The 16644-nt window shown below is 64.7% G+C and carries 18 protein-coding genes; 8 read left to right on the top strand and 10 right to left on the bottom strand.

Annotated elements, in window-relative coordinates:
- Positions 1-493 precede the first annotated feature (493 nt).
- Positions 494-1195: an inorganic diphosphatase gene (locus Q4G14_RS14385; RefSeq protein ID WP_303362454.1), complete on the bottom strand. Its 702-nt coding sequence runs from the start codon at positions 1193-1195 to the stop codon at positions 494-496.
- Positions 1196-1313: 118 nt separating this feature from the next.
- On the opposite strand from Q4G14_RS14385, the gene Q4G14_RS14380 reads away from it, so the two are divergent.
- From Q4G14_RS14380 to Q4G14_RS14370, 3 genes are all read left to right on the top strand, one after another.
- The gene (locus Q4G14_RS14380; protein ID WP_303362453.1) at positions 1314-1709 is read left to right on the top strand and encodes a VOC family protein; all 396 of its coding nucleotides are present in this window, start codon (positions 1314-1316) and stop codon (positions 1707-1709) included.
- A 51-nt stretch (positions 1710-1760) separates the two neighbouring features.
- Complete coding sequence (locus Q4G14_RS14375; RefSeq protein WP_303362452.1) at positions 1761-2639, top strand: endonuclease/exonuclease/phosphatase family protein; 879 nt, start codon at positions 1761-1763, stop codon at positions 2637-2639.
- Between the two features lie 138 nt (positions 2640-2777).
- Complete coding sequence (locus Q4G14_RS14370; RefSeq protein WP_303362451.1) at positions 2778-4643, top strand: ABC transporter ATP-binding protein; 1866 nt, start codon at positions 2778-2780, stop codon at positions 4641-4643.
- Between the two features lie 24 nt (positions 4644-4667).
- Here the strand turns inward: Q4G14_RS14370 and Q4G14_RS14365 are convergent, their stop codons facing one another.
- From Q4G14_RS14365 to Q4G14_RS14340, 6 genes are all read right to left on the bottom strand, one after another.
- The gene (locus Q4G14_RS14365; protein ID WP_303362456.1) at positions 4668-5033 is read right to left on the bottom strand and encodes a DUF2852 domain-containing protein; all 366 of its coding nucleotides are present in this window, start codon (positions 5031-5033) and stop codon (positions 4668-4670) included.
- A 97-nt stretch (positions 5034-5130) separates the two neighbouring features.
- The gene (locus Q4G14_RS14360) at positions 5131-5745 is read right to left on the bottom strand and encodes a TetR/AcrR family transcriptional regulator (protein WP_303362450.1); all 615 of its coding nucleotides are present in this window, start codon (positions 5743-5745) and stop codon (positions 5131-5133) included.
- A gap of 33 nt (positions 5746-5778) precedes the next feature.
- Positions 5779-6057 (bottom strand): HPr family phosphocarrier protein, encoded by a 279-nt coding sequence (locus tag Q4G14_RS14355; protein WP_303362449.1) that lies wholly within the window; start codon positions 6055-6057, stop codon positions 5779-5781.
- Positions 6057-6476: a PTS sugar transporter subunit IIA gene (locus Q4G14_RS14350; protein WP_303362448.1), complete on the bottom strand. Its 420-nt coding sequence runs from the start codon at positions 6474-6476 to the stop codon at positions 6057-6059. The genes Q4G14_RS14355 and Q4G14_RS14350 overlap by 1 nt, the downstream gene beginning before the upstream one ends.
- Before the next feature lie 34 nt (positions 6477-6510).
- Complete coding sequence (gene rapZ / locus Q4G14_RS14345) at positions 6511-7458, bottom strand: RNase adapter RapZ (RefSeq protein WP_303362447.1); 948 nt, start codon at positions 7456-7458, stop codon at positions 6511-6513.
- Positions 7459-7488: 30 nt separating this feature from the next.
- On the bottom strand, positions 7489-7911 hold the full coding sequence (locus Q4G14_RS14340) for an HPr kinase/phosphorylase (RefSeq protein WP_303362446.1): 423 nt from the start codon (positions 7909-7911) through the stop codon (positions 7489-7491).
- 183 nt (positions 7912-8094) lie between these two features.
- On the opposite strand from Q4G14_RS14340, the gene Q4G14_RS14335 reads away from it, so the two are divergent.
- The gene (locus Q4G14_RS14335) at positions 8095-9690 is read left to right on the top strand and encodes a phosphoenolpyruvate carboxykinase (protein ID WP_303362445.1); all 1596 of its coding nucleotides are present in this window, start codon (positions 8095-8097) and stop codon (positions 9688-9690) included.
- A gap of 212 nt (positions 9691-9902) precedes the next feature.
- On the opposite strand, the gene argF is transcribed toward Q4G14_RS14335, so the two are convergent.
- The gene (gene argF, locus Q4G14_RS14330; RefSeq protein ID WP_303362444.1) at positions 9903-10829 is read right to left on the bottom strand and encodes an ornithine carbamoyltransferase; all 927 of its coding nucleotides are present in this window, start codon (positions 10827-10829) and stop codon (positions 9903-9905) included.
- Positions 10830-11101: 272 nt separating this feature from the next.
- Entirely contained in the window at positions 11102-12271 is a 1170-nt protein-coding gene (locus Q4G14_RS14325) for an aspartate aminotransferase family protein (protein WP_303362443.1), read from the bottom strand.
- Between the two features lie 193 nt (positions 12272-12464).
- Here Q4G14_RS14325 and Q4G14_RS14320 point away from each other — a divergent pair, with 193 nt between their 5' ends.
- Complete coding sequence (locus Q4G14_RS14320; RefSeq protein WP_303362442.1) at positions 12465-13358, top strand: DMT family transporter; 894 nt, start codon at positions 12465-12467, stop codon at positions 13356-13358.
- Here the strand turns inward: Q4G14_RS14320 and Q4G14_RS14315 are convergent.
- Positions 13340-14155 (bottom strand): ABC transporter permease, encoded by an 816-nt coding sequence (locus Q4G14_RS14315; protein WP_303362441.1) that lies wholly within the window; start codon positions 14153-14155, stop codon positions 13340-13342. The two genes, Q4G14_RS14320 and Q4G14_RS14315, sit on opposite strands and share 19 nt — an antisense overlap.
- A 115-nt stretch (positions 14156-14270) precedes the next feature.
- On the opposite strand from Q4G14_RS14315, the gene Q4G14_RS14310 reads away from it, so the two are divergent.
- From Q4G14_RS14310 to Q4G14_RS14300, 3 genes are all read left to right on the top strand, one after another.
- Positions 14271-14909: a GcrA family cell cycle regulator gene (locus Q4G14_RS14310; RefSeq protein WP_303362455.1), complete on the top strand. Its 639-nt coding sequence runs from the start codon at positions 14271-14273 to the stop codon at positions 14907-14909.
- Between the two features lie 87 nt (positions 14910-14996).
- On the top strand, positions 14997-15677 hold the full coding sequence (locus Q4G14_RS14305; protein ID WP_303362440.1) for a hypothetical protein: 681 nt from the start codon (positions 14997-14999) through the stop codon (positions 15675-15677).
- A 150-nt stretch (positions 15678-15827) separates the two neighbouring features.
- Positions 15828-16644: methionine--tRNA ligase (locus Q4G14_RS14300; protein ID WP_303362439.1), on the top strand; the 817-nt coding region annotated here is incomplete at its 3' end.

The raw sequence follows: 16644 nt of genomic DNA, 5'->3' as shown, positions 1-16644 counted from the left end.
CGGCCGCACCGTCGGCGCAGGCGTTGTCGCCAAGATCATCGAGTGATCTGAAGGCCTCAGGCCACAACATCACACAAAAGGCCCCGCAAATGCGGGGCCTTTTTCTTATCGCCCAAGCGCAAGCCCCTCCCCGTCTTTCGTTTGATAAATATCCTCAGGGGGTGAGGCGCAAACGCGCCGAGGGGGCGCGAGCGCCCCCTTGTCACAGCGCAACCAAACCCGCTGCCTGCATTAAAATATCCCAGCAGGCTACCGTGAACGGAACACGTCACGACTTGCCCCTCGCCAAAGCCCGACCGGACCAAGCCGCTTATCCAACAAAACATGGCGTCCCAAAGACCAAGGCCGGGAACAGAAAACGCAGCGGCATCCACCATCTGACCAGCCGTGCCCTGCCCCCGCTGCAAAACGGTCCAATTCAACCCAGCACACTACCCCACAAACAGCAAAGCCCGGCGTTTCCGCCGGGCTTTTCCGTTCCGCGCCAATGGGTTCACTGCGCTGCCTGATATTGCGCCACGGCCTGTTCCAGAACCCTGCGCGCCTCGTCTGCTTCGGCAAAGCCCTGGCTTTCCATGCCGCCGTTGGGGCCTTTGTAATTGCTCAGCCACAGTTCGACGATCTGGGTCACGCCGGGGAATTCGGCATCCATCTGCGCCAGGCTTTCGATCCCGGCAAAGGGCGAATTTTCCGTCAGCACCGCGATCAGCTTGTCATCCTGTTCGCCATCGTCCAGCATCTTCATCACGCCGATCAGACGCACGTTCACCACCTCGCCGCGCGGCACGGCCTGACCCAGCACCAGCACGTCCAGCGGGTCGCCGTCGCCGCCCAGTTCCTGCGGCAGATCGGTGCCGGGGATGGCGCCGTAATTGCCCGGATAGCCCAGATAGTTCACGATCCGGGGCGCATCGTTGCGCAGTTCCCAATAGATCGCCTTGGGGTCTTCCTTGCTCATTTCCCACTTGGCCGAAGTGCCGGTCGGGATCTCGATCACGGCCTTGATGGTGCCGTCCTCGTTCAGCGGCGACATCGCCATCAGATCCTCGGTGCCGACGATGGTCATCTGGTCCTTGGCCTGCATGGTGTCGGCAAAGCGCGTGGTGTCGGCATAGGCCAGCCCGCCGATGGTTTCAGCGGCGGCGGGCACGGCAAAGGCGGCCAGTATCAGGGCGGTGGCGGTCAGTTTCAGCATGGGTTTTCCTCCTGTCGGCTTAACGCGCCATGGTTAGCGGCACAGTTTGACAACCGTGTGAAGGCTGGCCCGCTGTTCCCCATCGCGCTAAACTGCGCCGCGACCACAGGGGGATGACATGGCGAAATATATCCACTCGATGATCCGCGTGCTGGACGAGGCGCGCTCGGTCGCGTTTTACGAAACCGCCTTTGGCCTGCGCGTGGCCGAGCGGCTGGATTTTCCCGATTTTACGCTGATCTATCTGGCCAACGATGAATCGGCCACCGAACTGGAACTGACCGTCAACAAGGACCGGACCGAGCCTTATGATCTGGGCGACGGCTATGGCCATGTCGCGTTTTCGGTCGATGACGTGGATGCCGAACATGCCCGGCTGACCGCCGCCGGGCTGGCCCCGCGCAAGCTGGTCGATTTCGCGCCCGGCGGTCAGGTGATCGCGCGGTTCTTTTTCATCGCCGACCCCGACGGCTATCAGATCGAGGTCTTGCAGCGCGGCGGGCGTTACGCCTGACGCCGGCATGAACTGACCGCAGCGCAAACGCACCGTCACCCTGTTGTTACCATGCCCCGCGATCCTGTCGGCATCCATATCGTGGGGGCTGGAATGAAACTTGTGCTGTCTTCGGTCGCGCTGGCGCTGCTGGCGATCTCGGCCAATGCGGAAACGCTGAGCGTGGCAACCTATAACATCAAGCACGGTCAGGGCATGGACGACAGCGTCGATCTGGCCCGTCAGGCCAAGGTGCTGGCGGCGCTGGATGTCGATGTCATCGCCCTGCAAGAGGTGGACATGCTGAACCGCCGCACCGGCTTTGCCGATCAGACCGCGCAGATGGCCCGCCATTTAAGCGCGGAAACCGGCCATGACTGGCGCCATCTGGACGCCCCGGCCATCGCCTTTGAGGGCGGTCATTACGGCAATGGCCTGCTGTTCAACGCCGGCGCGCTGGAACTGGTCGATTTCCAGAACATCGCCCTGCCCGAATCGGACCAAGGCGATGGCGCACGTTCCGCCGCCGTGGCGCATCTGCGCACCCCGGCGGGCAAGGATGTGACCGTGATCGGCACCCACCTGACCCACAAAAACGCCGCCACCACCGGCGACAGCACCTATCAACTGGATTCGGTGCAGCTGATCGACACCGCCGCCGGAACCGGGCATCCAGCGATCCTCGCGGGGGATCTGAACGCCTCGGTTGATCCGGCCCTGAACCACAATCCCGACACCATCGCCCGGCTGGTTGATCTGGGCTGGCGTATCGACAGCCCGACCACCGGGCGCACTGTCCCGGACGAGGGGTTTGAAACCGTGATCGACTTTATCCTGACCAAAGGCGCGGGGTCGTGGACGGTCAGCGATGCCCGCATCGTTGATGACGAAACCACGGCGCTTGCCTCGGACCATTTCCCGGTCGTGGTGACGTGGGAACTGGCCCCCTGATGGCCGCATAAGGGTGGCGCGCGGGGACGTGCGGCCCCCGCAACCGCCGTTCGGAACGGTGTCATCATCCGGGCTGCGGGTTGACTCTGCCCGCGTTCGGGGCAACGAGAGGCTGAAAAGCCCATAAAGGACACTGCCATGTTCCGCTGGTTCGAGCGACGGCTGGACCCCTATCCCATGGACGCGCCGGCGCTGCCGCCGCAGTCGCTGTTGGGGTTTTGCCTGTATTATTCGCGCGGCGCCTGGCCGTGGCTGCTGCTGATGGCGCTTGGCTCGGTCATTTTTGCTGTGATCGAGATCTGGCTGTTCGGCGAGGCGGGCAAGCTGGTGGACAAGATGGCCACCCACGGCCCCGCCGCCTTTTGGCAGGCCGAGGGCAGTTGGCTGATCCTTGTCGCCGTGGTGGTGCTGTTCGTGCTGCCCGTCATCGACCTGTTTTCGGAAATGGTGATGCACCAGACGCTGATCGGGAATTTCCCGCAGCGTATCCGCTGGCAGGCGCATCGTTACCTGCTGCGCCAGTCGATGAGCTATTTCCAGGACGAATTCTCTGGCCGCATCGCCACCAAGCTGATGCAAACCTCGCTGGCCGTGCGCGAGGTGGTGATGAAGATCCTCGACGTGCTGGTCTATGTGCTGGCCTATTTCATCGGCGCGATTGTGCTGGCCATGTCGAACGACTGGCGGCTGGCACTGCCCTTTGTGCTGTTCGGGCTGTTGTATGGCGCGCTGCTGTGGCGGCTGATCCCGGTGCTGGGGCACATTTCACAGGAACAGGCCGATGCACGGTCGGTGATGACTGGACGGATCGTGGACAGCTATACCAACATCGCCACGGTCAAGCTGTTCAGCCACGCCCGCCGCGAAGAAACCTATGTCCGCGAAGGGATGCACGGCTTTCTGACAACGGTTTACCGGCAGATGCGGCTGGTCACGGTGCTGAACGTGGCGCTGCGGCTGCTGAACTCGGTGCTGCTGGCGGGGGTGGCCGCGACCGGCATCTGGCTGTGGATGAACGGCCATGTTGAAATCGGCGCGGTCGCTGCTGCCGTGCCGCTGGCCATGCGGTTCAACGGCATGGCGCATTGGATCATGTGGGAAATGTCGTCGCTGTTTGAAAACATCGGCACGGTGCGCGACGGGATCGGCAGCCTTGCCCTGCCCCGCACCGTCGATGACGCGCCGGATGCCACCGTGCTGCGCCCCGGCGCGGGCGAGGTGCGGTTTCAGGATGTCACCTTCCGCTATGGTGCCGATGCCGGGGCGCGCGGGGCGGTGCTGGATCATCTGAACCTGACCATCGCGCCGGGCGAAAGGGTCGGGCTGGTCGGCCGTTCGGGCGCGGGGAAATCGACGCTGGTCAATCTGCTGCTGCGGTTCCACGATCTGGAATCGGGGCGCATCACCATCGACGGGCAGGATGTGTCGCAGGTCACGCAGGAATCGCTGCGCGCGGCCATCGGCATGGTGACGCAAGACAGCGCCCTGCTGCATCGTTCAGTCCGCGACAACATCGCCTATGGCAAGCCCGATGCCGATGACGCCCAGATCATGGATGCCGCCCGCATGGCCGAAGCGCATGAGTTCATCCCCGCCCTGTCCGACAGCCGCGACCGGCGCGGGCTGGAAGCGCATGTCGGCGAACGCGGGGTGAAGCTGTCGGGCGGGCAGCGTCAGCGGATCGCCATCGCCCGCGTGGCGCTGAAAGACGCGCCGATCCTGATTCTGGACGAAGCGACCAGCGCGCTGGACAGCGAGGTCGAGGCCGCGATTCAGTCGCGCCTCGACGCGCTGATGGAGGGCAAGACCGTCATCGCCATCGCGCATCGCCTGTCCACCATCGCGGCGATGGATCGCCTGATCGTCATGGATGGCGGGCAGATCGTGGAACAGGGCACCCATGACGAGCTGCTGAAACAGGGCGGGCTGTATGCCCGGCTGTGGTCGCGGCAATCGGGCGGCTTTCTGGCCGCCGACGCGCACGACCCGGACGCGGCGAACTGATCCGCCGCGTCCCGTTGCACTGGGTCAGCCCGCGTTGCGGCGGGTTTCCATGAACTGGTCGAACTCGGCCTTGTCCTTGGCCTCGCGCAGTTTTTGCAGGAAATCCAGAAATTCGCGGTGCTCGTCCTCCAGCCGCTTCAGCGTTTCGTCGCGATAGGCGTCAAAGGCGCTGTTGCCGGTGGGGGAAAAGGCGGTGGTGCGGGCGGTCTTGCGGCATCCGAACATGCGTTTGCTCCAGATCATATAGGCCAGGATGGCAAGGCCCACGGGCCAGACAAAGACAAAGCCAAGGATCATCGCCACCAGCCATGCGCCCTTGCCGCGCTGGTCCAGCCAATCGCGGATCGCGCGCAGGGTGCCGGTGATGCGATCCCCGACGGACGGTTGCATCAGTTGCGTGTTCATCTATTCCCCTTTCCGATGTAAATGTTATTCACATTAACATAGATGGAGCGCACAAGACCGGCGTCAAGAACCCCGGCGGAAATTATTGCGGCAACAGGCCCAGCCCGCGCAGATAGATCAGCGCGCCGCTTTCCAGCATCTCGGCGGGGGAATAGGGCGCGCGGGCGCCGGGCTTGCCCCGCCCGAACAGTTCGACGACCCCATGGCTGAGCGCCCAGATATGGTTCGCAACCATCGTGGCGGGGGGGCGTTGCGCGGCGGGCAGATGGGTAAACAGCGCGGCGGCGGCGGCCATGATGACCCCGCGTGCCTGATCCGACGCACGGCTCAGCGCCGCATTGCCCGCAATCGAGATACCAGATTCGAACATGGCGATATAATGGCCGGGGCTTTCGAGGGCGAAATCCAGATAGGCCTGCCCCGTGCGCAGAAATGCCGCCAGCGGATTGGGCCTGCCATCGTCAAAAGCCGCGTTCAGCCGGTCGGCAAAGGCCTCGAACCCCTGCCGCGCCACTTCTTCCAGCAGATCATCGCGGCCGGTGAAATGGCGATAGGGGGCGGCGGCGGACACGCCGGCGCGGCGCGCGGCCTCGGCCAGGGTAAAGGACTGCGGCCCGACCTCGGCAATCAGGACGGCGGTGGCCTGAACCAGCGCCTCGCGCAGATTGCCGTGATGATAGCTGTCGCGCCCGGCCACACCCGCCCCCTTCACCCCGCGATCCGGCGTGGTTTACATGCCTTCGCCGAAATAATCCCCGACCAGATCCGCCAGAGCCTGCAACAAGGCCGCAGCATCGGGACCGCTGGTCGATACGGTGATTTCCGTGCCACGCGGCGCGGCCAGCATCAGTAGCCCCATGATCGAATCGCCCGACACCGACATGCCGTCCTTTTCCACCGTGGCGGTGGCGTCAAAGCGTTCCACGGTTTCGACGAATTTCGCACTGGCGCGCGCGTGAAGGCCCTTTTCGTTGATGATGGGCAGGACGCGGGTATTTTCAGGGATCATCAGGCGGTTTTGCCCTCTTTTTCGAACAGGTCCAGAAAGACATCATAGGAATCGATGTATTTGCGCCCGGCCTCTTTCGCGCCCTCGACCGCCTGCGCCAGCGGCAGGTTGCGGGTTTTGGCCAGCTTGACCAGCATCGGCAGATTGGCGCCATACAGGATCATCCGGCCCTGCATCGCACAGGCCGGGATCGACAGGTTCGAGGGCGAGCCGCCGAAAATATCGGTCACGACCACCACCCCGTCACCGCTATCGACGGCATCGGCGGCAGCACGGATTTCATCCTGCTTGGCCGCACGGTCGTGATCGTCCTCAATCCTGACGGCGCGGATACCCGGCTGCGGACCGACAACATGTTCGACCGCCAGCTTATATTCGCGGGCCAGACCGCCATGCGCTACGATGACAATTCCGATCAACTCGCTTCACCACACCCTGACTGCGCGCCGCGAATCATAGCCTGTCCGCAGCACCCGATTCAGCCGCCTGCGGCTTCTCTGCACCGCGGCGTTCAAGTTCCCTGTGCCTTCTTGACACCTGCCACCCCGCTTCTGCAAGCGAATCCGCCATCTTTTCCGCCAGAGTGACGGAACGATGTTGCCCGCCGGTGCAGCCAAAGGCGACGGCCAGATGGGCCTTGCCCTCGGCCAGATGGGCGGGCAGCAGGAACAGCGTCAGATCGCGGACCCGCGCAAAGAATTCGTCAAAGCGCGGATCGGCACTCACATAATCCTGCACCGCCGCGCTGCGCCCGTCCAGCGGACGCAGGGCCGGTTCCCAATGCGGGTTGGCCAGAAAGCGGCAATCAAAGACCATATCCACCCCGCGCGGCAGCCCGCGTTTATAGGAAAACGACTGCACCGAAACCGTCAGCCGCCGTTCGGGCGCGGTATCGAACCAGCGCGCCAGTTCCGCCTTGAGGTCATGGGGCGACAGGTCAGACGTATCGACCAGCACATCCGCCCGCGCGCGGATCGGGGCCAGCAGGTCGATTTCGGCCAGCACCCCGGCCATGGGCGCATCGGTCGGTGCCAGCGGGTGCCGCCTGCGGGTTTCGCTGTAGCGGCGCACCAGCGTATCGGGGGAACAGTCCAGATACAGCACCTCGGGTGCATAGTCGGGATTTCGGGTCAGCCGGTCGATCAGCTCGATCAGGTTGGCGGCGGAAAAATCGCGGTTGCGGACATCCAGCCCCAACGCCAGCGGCACCGGCCGCGCAGGCCCGTCCAGCAGGCGCGGCACCAGCGACAGCGGCAGGTTGTCGATCGCCTCGAAGCCCAGATCTTCAAGCACGTTGATCGCCGTTGACCGCCCTGCCCCCGACGGGCCTGTGACCAGCACCACACGCTGCGCCCCATCGCCCGGCGCAAGGTCTGCGGTCTCTGCCCTGACCTGATCCATCTGACACCCCGACATTACAATTCGTTTACATCAATCACGCCGTCCACCCAGCAGATATTGCCGCAACGCAAAAGAAAGATGCGGCCCATACGGTCCCAGCACAAGAGGCAGCGCCACACCCAGCAGATCATGGCTGCGACAGGGTGGCAGCCGTGCATCTTCGACCCGCCCCAGATCGACGACCAGCGCCAGCGGCACCGGCCCCGCCGCATCGGCACGCAGAATACCGACGCCGCGCGCCTCGATCAGGCCGCGAATACTGTCGGGCGCGTCCGCCACCACCGCATCGCCCGCGCGGCGCAGCACGGTGCGGTCGTCGCTGACCAGCCCCGCGCCCAAGCCCATCAGCGCCAGTGCCAGCGCCGATTTGCCCGAACCCGACGGCCCCAGAATCAGCAGACCGCGCCCATTCAACACCACAGCCGAGCCGTGAATCACCTCCGTCCGAATCACCTGTTCCCCTTCATGGTGGCATGAAATAGTTAATGCTCTGCCCAACATTGTAACACAGGCGCGATGGTGGCGATAACATCTGGTGTTTGCGCTATCCAAATGCCGACCGTGCTTTTTTCGCAAAACTGTCGTGCTATAGGCTGGGCCTTGAACGATCTGCACCATTTGTCAGGAGCCTGAGTAATGTCCAGCCGTGTGAACCCCAACCATCGCCTTGAGGATCAGGGAATCGAGGGTCTGGGCAACGTCTATTACAACCTGCTGGAACCAGCCCTGATGTCCGAGGCCGTCGCCCGCGGCGAAGGCAAGCTGGGTCTGGGCGGCACGTTTCTGGTGTCCACCGGCGCGCATACCGGCCGTTCGCCCAAGGACAAGTTCGTCGTCCGCACCCCCTCGGTCGAGGATTCGATCTGGTGGGAAAACAACAAGCCGATGGACCCCGAGGCGTTCGACCGTCTGCACGCCGACATGCTGGCCCATCTCAAGGGGCGCGACATGTTCGTGCAGGATCTGTTCGGCGGTGCCGACCCCGAACACCGGCTGGATGTGCGCGTCGTCACCGAACTGGCGTGGCACGGGCTGTTCATCCGCCACCTGCTGCGCCGCCCCGACGCATCGGAACTGGCGAGTTTCGTGCCGGAATTCACCATCATCAACGTGCCCAGCTTCAAGGCCGATTCGGCCCGCCACGGCTGCCGCAGCGAAACCGTGATCGCGCTGAACTTTGACAAAAAGCTGATCCTGATCGCCAACACCGCCTATGCCGGTGAAAACAAGAAATCGGTGTTCACCCTGCTGAACTATATCCTGCCGGGCAAGAACATCATGGCCATGCATTGCAGCGCCAACCATGCGCCGGGCAACCCCGATGACAGCGCGATTTTCTTTGGCCTGTCGGGCACCGGCAAGACCACGCTGTCGGCCGATCCGTCGCGCGTGCTGATCGGCGATGACGAACATGGCTGGTCGGAAAAGGGCATCTTCAATTTCGAAGGCGGCTGCTACGCCAAGACGATCAACCTGTCGCCCAAGGCCGAACCCGAAATCTATGCCACCACCAGCCGTTTCGGCACCGTGATCGAAAACATGGTCTATGACCCCGACACGCTGGAGCTGGATTTCGAAGATAACTCGATCACCGACAACATGCGCTGCGCCTATCCGCTGGAGGCGATCAGCAATGCCTCGGACACCAGCCTTGGCGGCAATCCCAGGAACGTCATCATGCTGACCTGCGACGCCTATGGCGTGCTGCCGCCCATCGCGCGGCTGACCCCGGCGCAGGCGATGTATCACTTCCTGTCCGGCTTTACCTCGAAAACGCCGGGCACCGAAGTTGGCGTGACGGAACCGATCCCGACCTTCTCGACCTGCTTTGGCGCGCCCTTCATGCCGCGCCGCCCCGAGGTTTACGGCAAGCTGTTGCAGGAAAAGATCGCGCAGAACGGTTCGGATTGCTGGCTGGTCAACACCGGCTGGACCGGCGGCGCCTTTGGCACCGGCTCGCGTATGCCGATCGCGGCGACCCGCGCCCTGCTGGCGGCGGCGCTGGACGGATCGCTGAACGATGTCGAGTTCCGCAAAGACCCGAACTTTGGCTTTGACGTGCCGGTGTCGGTGCCGGGCGTGTCGGATGTGCTGCTGGACCCGCGCCAGACCTGGAACGACCCGGCTGCCTATGACGCGCAGGCCGCCAAGCTGGTGCAGATGTTCAGCGATAACTTTGCCCAATATCTGGACGCCATCGACGACGAAGTGCGCGCCGCCGCCATCGGCTGATCCGCGCGACAAAACGGAAAGGGCCGCCCGGTTGGGCGGCCTTTTTTATTCAGGGCATGTTCAGCGCGATCAGGATGCCAGTGACTGCCCAGATCAGCAGCCCCCACCGTAGGTTGCGCCAAGCGAAAGGCCGGGCAAAAGCGGCCAGATGCGCGCGGTGCCATTGCCGGCACGTTCACACGCTCGACAGCCCGACGGCGGACCTTGCGGCCTTACACCCCCAGACAATAGCGCATCACCGCCTTTTGCGCGTGCAGGCGGTTTTCGGCTTCGTCAAAGATGACCGAGTGCGGGCCGTCCATCACTTCGCTGGTGGCTTCGTCGTCGCGGTGGGCGGGCAGGCAGTGCATGAACAGCGCGTCGGGTTTCGCACGCCCCATCAGCGCGGCGTTGACCTGATAGCCGCGTAACTGGTTGTGGCGGCGTTCGCGGGCGGATTGCGGGTCGTGCATCGACACCCAGGTGTCGGTGACGACCAGATCGGCCCCTTCCACCGCCTTTTCGGGATTGCGTTCGATGGTGACGGGGTGGCCCTGGGCCGCAGCGTAATCCAGCCATTCCTGTTCCGGGTCCAGCGTGCGCGGGCCGGTGAAGGTCAGGTCGAACCCGAACTGCCCCGCCGCATGGGCAAAGCTGGCAAAGACGTTGTTGCCATCGCCCGACCACACCACCTTTTTGCCCGCGATGGGGCCGCGATGTTCCTCGAACGTCATGATGTCGGCCATGATCTGACAGGGGTGGGTGCGGTTGGTCAGGCCGTTGATGACCGGCACGCTGGCGTATTCGGCCATCTCGTGCAGGGTCGCCTCTTCGAAGGTGCGGATCATGATGAGATCGACATAGCGGGACAGAACGCGCGCGGTGTCGGCGATGGTTTCGCCGTGGCCAAGCTGCATTTCCTTGCCCGACAGCACCATCGTCTGCCCGCCCATCTGCCGCACGCCAACGTCAAAGCTGACACGGGTGCGGGTGGACGGCTTTTCAAAGATCAGCGCGACCATGCGGCCGGCCAGCGGCTGATCGTTATCCGGGGTGCCTTTGGGCAGACCGTTGCGGGCGTCCTTCATCGCGCGGGCGTTGGCGATGATCCGGTGCAGGTCGTCGCGGCTGGTGGTGTGGATGTCGAGGAAATGGGTCATCGTTTTTCTGTTCTTTGTGATGCGGGCCAGCAAGCCCTTGGAATGAGGCGGGGTCAAGAGGCACCGCACCGCCCGAAGGGCGTATTTAGGCAAACAGGAAGCATCATCGTCGTCGCGTCAGGATGCGCGCCGGGGTGCGGCAGAGCATGGCGGGCCGGTTCGGATCAACGGCCTTTGCCGTCGGTTCGCCCCGCCTGCCGCGCATGTCGGGCGCGCCCTGCCGATCCGCCGGCATCGGCAGATCGGTGTGGGTGGCGGGGTGAAGATTAGGGTCAGGCAAGGCTGGCGGCCGCCTTGTCCAGGCGGTCGACCGCCTCGGCGATTTCATCATCGGTGATGTTCAGCGGCGGCAGGATGCGCAGCACGTTATCCGCTGCGGGCACGGTCAGGATATGCTGGTCGTAACCGGCCTTGACCAGATCGGCGGGCGCAACCTTGCATTTCAGGCCCAGCATCAGGCCCATGCCGCGCACGCCTTCCAACACATCGGGGTGGGTGGCGACCAGACCTTCCAGCTTTTGCCGGAACAGGCCCGCCTTGCGGTTCACCTGATCCAGAAAGGCGGGGTCGGTGATGATCTCCATCACCCGCGCGCCGACCGCGCAGGCCAGCGGGCTGCCGCCATAGGTCGAGCCATGTGTGCCCGCGACCATCCCCGCCGCCGCCTTGTCGGTGGCCAGCACCGCACCCAGGGGAAAGCCGCCGCCGATGCCCTTGGCGACCATCATGATGTCGGGCGTGATCCCGGCCCATTCATGGGCGAACAGGCGTCCGGTGCGGCCCATGCCGCTTTGCACCTCGTCCAGCACCATCAGCGCGCCGGTCTTGTCGCAGGCGGCGCGCAGCCCGCGCAGGCAGGTTTCGGGCAAGGGGCGGATACCGCCCTCGCCCTGCACGGGTTCCAGCATGACGGCGGCGGTCCGGTCGGTGATCGCGGCGATCAGCGCGTCGTGATCGCCCCATGGGATCGGGCGGAAGCCGGGCATCAGCGGGCCAAAGCCCTTGGTCATCTTTTCCGAGCCCGCCGCCGCGATCGCCCCGGTCGAGCGGCCGTGAAAGGCCCCCTCGATGGTGACGATCTCGATCCGGTCGGGCTGGCCCTGATCGGACCAGTATTTGCGCACCATCTTGATGGCCAGTTCCGCCGCCTCGGTGCCGGAATTCGTCATGAACACCTGATCGGCAAAGGTGTGTTCGGCCAGCAGATCGGCCAGCCGTTCCTGCTGCGGGATCTGATACAGGTTCGACACATGCCAGATCTTGCCCGCCTGTTCCGTCAGCGCCGCAACCAGATCGGGGTTGGCGTGACCCAGCGCGTTCACCGCGATCCCCGCGCCCAGATCAAGGTATCGCGTGCCATCGGTGGCAATCGCCCAGGCGCCTTCGCCACGCTCGAACGCGATGGGGGCACGGTTATAGGTCGGCAGGACATGCGAGGTCATGGCGGTCTCCGGGTTCGGACGTGTCAGGGAAGGCAAAGCAAAAACGGGCAGGAAAGCCAAGGCCCAAAGGGCGGCTTCAGCGTCGGATCAGGCTGGCGCGTCGTTTGCTCATGCAAGGCAGGATGCGCGGGAACGCGGCGGCGCGCAAGGGAAATCTGTTGACCTGCGACCGGGCTTGGCTCATCGCTGGGGCATGAGCGACCTGCCCCCCTCGGACCGCCGGATCACTGTTGCGCTGATGGTGGCGGCGACGGCGCTGTTTGCCTCGACCACGCTGCTGGCCAAGGCCATCGGCAGCGGCCATCTGGGGCCGCCGGTGCATCCGCTGATGGTCAGCTTTGGCCGGTTTGCCTTTGCGTTTCTGGCGGTGGCGATGGTGGCGACAGCCGCCCGGCCCCGGATGACACGGCCCGATCTGAGCACTCATCTGGCACGCACGCTGTGCGGCTGGGGCGGGATCACGCTGATGTTTGCCGCCGTGGCCCGGATGCCGCTGCCCGATGCGACGGCGATTTCCTTTCTCAGCCCGGTGTTCACCATGCTGCTGGCGATTCCCCTGCTGGGCGAAAGGGTCGGGCCGGTGCGTTGGACCGCAGCGGGGATTGCGCTGCTGGGGGCGGTGATCCTGCTGCGGCCGGGCGCAAACATGCAGGCGGCGGCCTTGCTGGCGCTTGGCGCGGCGGCGGCGATGGGGCTGGAGGCGATCTTTATCAAGCGGCTGGCCGGGCGCGAATCACCGCTGCAAATCCTGCTGGTCAACAACGGCATGGGCGCGGCCATCGCCACAATCGCGGTGATCGCGGCCTGGAGCGCGGCGACCGGGGCGCAATGGGCGGCACTGGCGGCCATCGGGGCGCTGATGGCCTGCGGGCAGGCGCTGAACCTGCTGGCGATGCGGCGCGACGATGCCAGCTTTGTGGTGCCGTTCTTTTACCTGACGCTGATCTGGGCGGCGCTGTTCGATCTGTGGTGGTTCGGCGCTCTGCCCGATGCCGTCAGCCTGCTGGGTGCGGCGGTCATCGTTGCCGGGGCGCTGTTGCTGGTGCTGCGCGACCGGGCGCGCATCGCTCAGGGTTTAAGGCGATAGCCGGTTTTCAGCCAGCGCCACGCAAGGCCCAGCACGACGATCACGATCCCGCCGCAGATCAGCAGCCCCCGTTCGGGCGGCGCATCGCTGACCCCGGTCACGCCGTAACGCGCGCCGTCGATCAGGTAGAACACCGGGTTCCCGTGCGACAGGGCCAGAAACGGCTGCGGCAGCGCCTGAACCGAATAAAATGTGCCCGACAGGAACGACAGCGGCGTGATGATGAAATTGTTGATCGCCGCCATCTGGTCGAATTTCTGCGCCATGATCCCGGCCAGAATACCCAGGCCCCCCATCATCAGCGCCGCCAGCAGCACAAAGCCTAGCGCCCACAGCGGATGCGCGATGCCGCGCCCCGTGACCAGCACCACGCAGGCAGCGATCACCGCGGCGACCAGACCGGCGCGCACCACCGCGCCGATGATATAACCCGTCACCAGCTCGGCCCCGGACAGCGGCGGCATCAGCGTATCGACGATATTGCCCTGCACCTTGGCCGCTACAATGCTGGACGAGGTATTGGCAAAGGCGTTCTGGATCACCGTCATCATCAGGATGCCCGGCCCCAGAAACTCCAGATAGGGCAGGCCCATCACCTGCCCCCGCCCCTGCCCCAAAGCCAGCGCAAAGATCAGCACGAACAGCCCCGCCGTCATCAGCGGTGCCAGAATCGTCTGCTGCCACACGGACATGAACCGCATGATCTCGCGTCCGGCAAGGGTGCGCAGACCCTGCCAGTTGACGCGTCCGAATCGGCGCACGCCCATGGCGGTGCGATCTGTTGCTGCCTGTTTCATCGGGCGGTCCTTGAAACTTGGGGGCGTTGGGGCTATTTCTCGGCATCCCGTTCTGACGGGGATTGGCAAGGTTTTCAAGAACAGGCGGGGCGTGGCCCCTCGAGGGATGGCAGAAATGTCCTGGACGGATGAACGGGTCGAGACGCTAAAGCGCATGTGGGCCGAAGGTCAGTCGGCGTCAGCCATTGCCAAGGAACTGGGCGGCGTGACGCGCAACGCCGTGATCGGCAAGGTCCACCGTCTGGGCCTGTCGAACCGCAGCGAAGAACCCGAGGCGGCGCCCGCGCCCAAGGCCCCGGACCCCGCGCCCGCCCCGGCAGCCGCCAAGCCCCCCGAACCCGAGGTCGAGCGCAAGCCCGCCGCCAAAAAGGCCGCGCCTGCGGCCAAGGCACCGGAACCCGCCCCCGAACCGCCCGCCCCGGCAGCCGAGGCCGAGGCGGAACCGGCGATTCCGGCTTTTGTGCCTGTGCAGCGCCGCCCCATCGTGCCGGCGGGTCAGCCGCTGCCGCCGCAGCCCTCGGCCAATGAAATCAGCCCCGAAGCCCTGGCCGAGGTGCGCGAGGTCGAGAAAAAGGCCCGCAAGCTGTCGCTGATGGAACTGACCGAACGCACCTGCAAATGGCCGATCGGCGATCCGGCAACGGACAAGTTCTGGTTCTGCGGCCTGCCCTCGGTCGCGGGCAAGCCCTATTGCGAAGCGCATGTCGGCGTGGCCTTCCAACCGATGAGCGCGCGGCGCGACCGGCGGCGCTGATTTTGTTGGCGGGGTGAAAATCGTATCCCGCTAACCTTTTATTAACGACATGGCCCTAGACAGCACCTTCGTGCAGAGGTGAAGGCCATGTATCTGATCGCGATATTCGCAACGCTTTGTGGACTGTCGGTTTTGACGCAACATGTCTGGCTGGGGCTGGCCCTGACCGTTGCGCCCTGGCTGACGACTGGTGCCGCGGCGTTGCTGCGTGGGCGTGGCGCGACCGGCGGGACGGCAGATCCCCGCCTGTCGCGCCCGCCCCGCCCCCCGGAACTGGCCGCGATGGCCGACCGTCTGCGCAGCAGGCTGGATGCGAACGCGGCCATGGTGGCGCAGGCGGCGCTGGATTGCGGCGCGGGCAATGATCTGGCGCTGCGCGATCAGCTTTTGACCTTTTGCCAGCACGCCTTGCAGCGCGACGATATGTTTGCCCTGGCAAGCAACGGCAGCTCTTTGGCAGAGGAGTTCCGGGCGTGGCTGGGCGATCACATGATCGCTCATATCCGCCAGAACATCCTGCCCCGGTCGGATCTTTTGCCGCGCCCGGCGCTGACCGCAGATCACCGGCTGATCGCCCATGCCCGGCGACATGGGTGGCTGGCACCGACGACCCTGGCACTGGCGCGCGCGGGCAACCCGCCCGCTGTCGCGCCGCCCCGCATGGTGACGCCGCGCCCCGCTGCGGTCATGCCGCGCCTTGTCACCGGCCCCGCCGACACCCGCACGGCGCCCGCGATGGCCACACCGGCCATCAGCACCAGCCCCTGACCGCGCCCACACCGCACGCGACCGCATCGGCGGGACGATTGACCCCGAAACCGACGATTGCCGTGATTTCGACCGATGGTCGGGGATGCTCGGCTCTGGTCATGGCGGCGGGCGTTGGGTAAAGACGCGCAAACACGACAGGACACGCGCATGGCCCGGCATCTTATCACCTCTGCCATTCCCTATATCAACGGCATCAAACATCTGGGCAATCTGGTCGGCAGCCAGTTGCCCGCCGATCTGTATGCCCGCTATCTGCGGGCGCGCGGGCACGAGGTGATGTTCATCTGCGCCACCGACGAACACGGCACCCCGGCAGAACTGGCGGCTGCCAAGGCGGGGCTGCCGGTGGCCGAATATTGCGCGCAGATGCACCAGACGCAGGCGGAACTGGCGCAGGGCTTTGGCCTGTCTTTCAACCATTTCGGCCGCTCGTCCAGCGAACGAAACCATGTGCTGACCCAGCATTTTGCCGGCAAGCTGGCCGAAAACGACCTGATCCGCGAAGTCAGCGAACGGCAGGTCTTTTCCATCGACGACAACCGCTTTCTGCCCGACCGCTATATCGAGGGCACCTGCCCCAACTGCGGCTATGACAAGGCGCGCGGCGATCAATGCGAAAACTGCACGAAACAGCTTGACCCGACCGACCTGATCGACCCGCGCAGCGCCATCAGCGGCAGCACCAATCTTGAGGTGCGCGAGACGAAACACCTGTATCTGCGCCAGTCCGCCCTGCGCGGCCAGATCAGTGACTGGATCGACAGCAAGACCGACTGGCCGATCCTGACCACCTCGATCGCGCGGAAATGGCTGAACGACGGCGACGGCTTGCAGGATCGCGGCATCACCCGCGACCTGCATTGGGGCATCCCGGTGAAAAAGGGCGATCAGCCCTGGCCGGGGATGGAAGGCAAGGTCTTCTACGTCTGGTTCGACGCCCCCATCGAATATATCGCCGCCACCG

It is taken from the genome of Paracoccus sp. (in: a-proteobacteria), assembly GCF_030538755.1.
In the GTDB taxonomy this organism is placed as follows: Bacteria; Pseudomonadota; Alphaproteobacteria; order Rhodobacterales; family Rhodobacteraceae; genus Paracoccus.
Note: the sequence above shows the minus strand (reverse complement) of the source record. Positions and strands in the feature narration are given on the sequence as shown.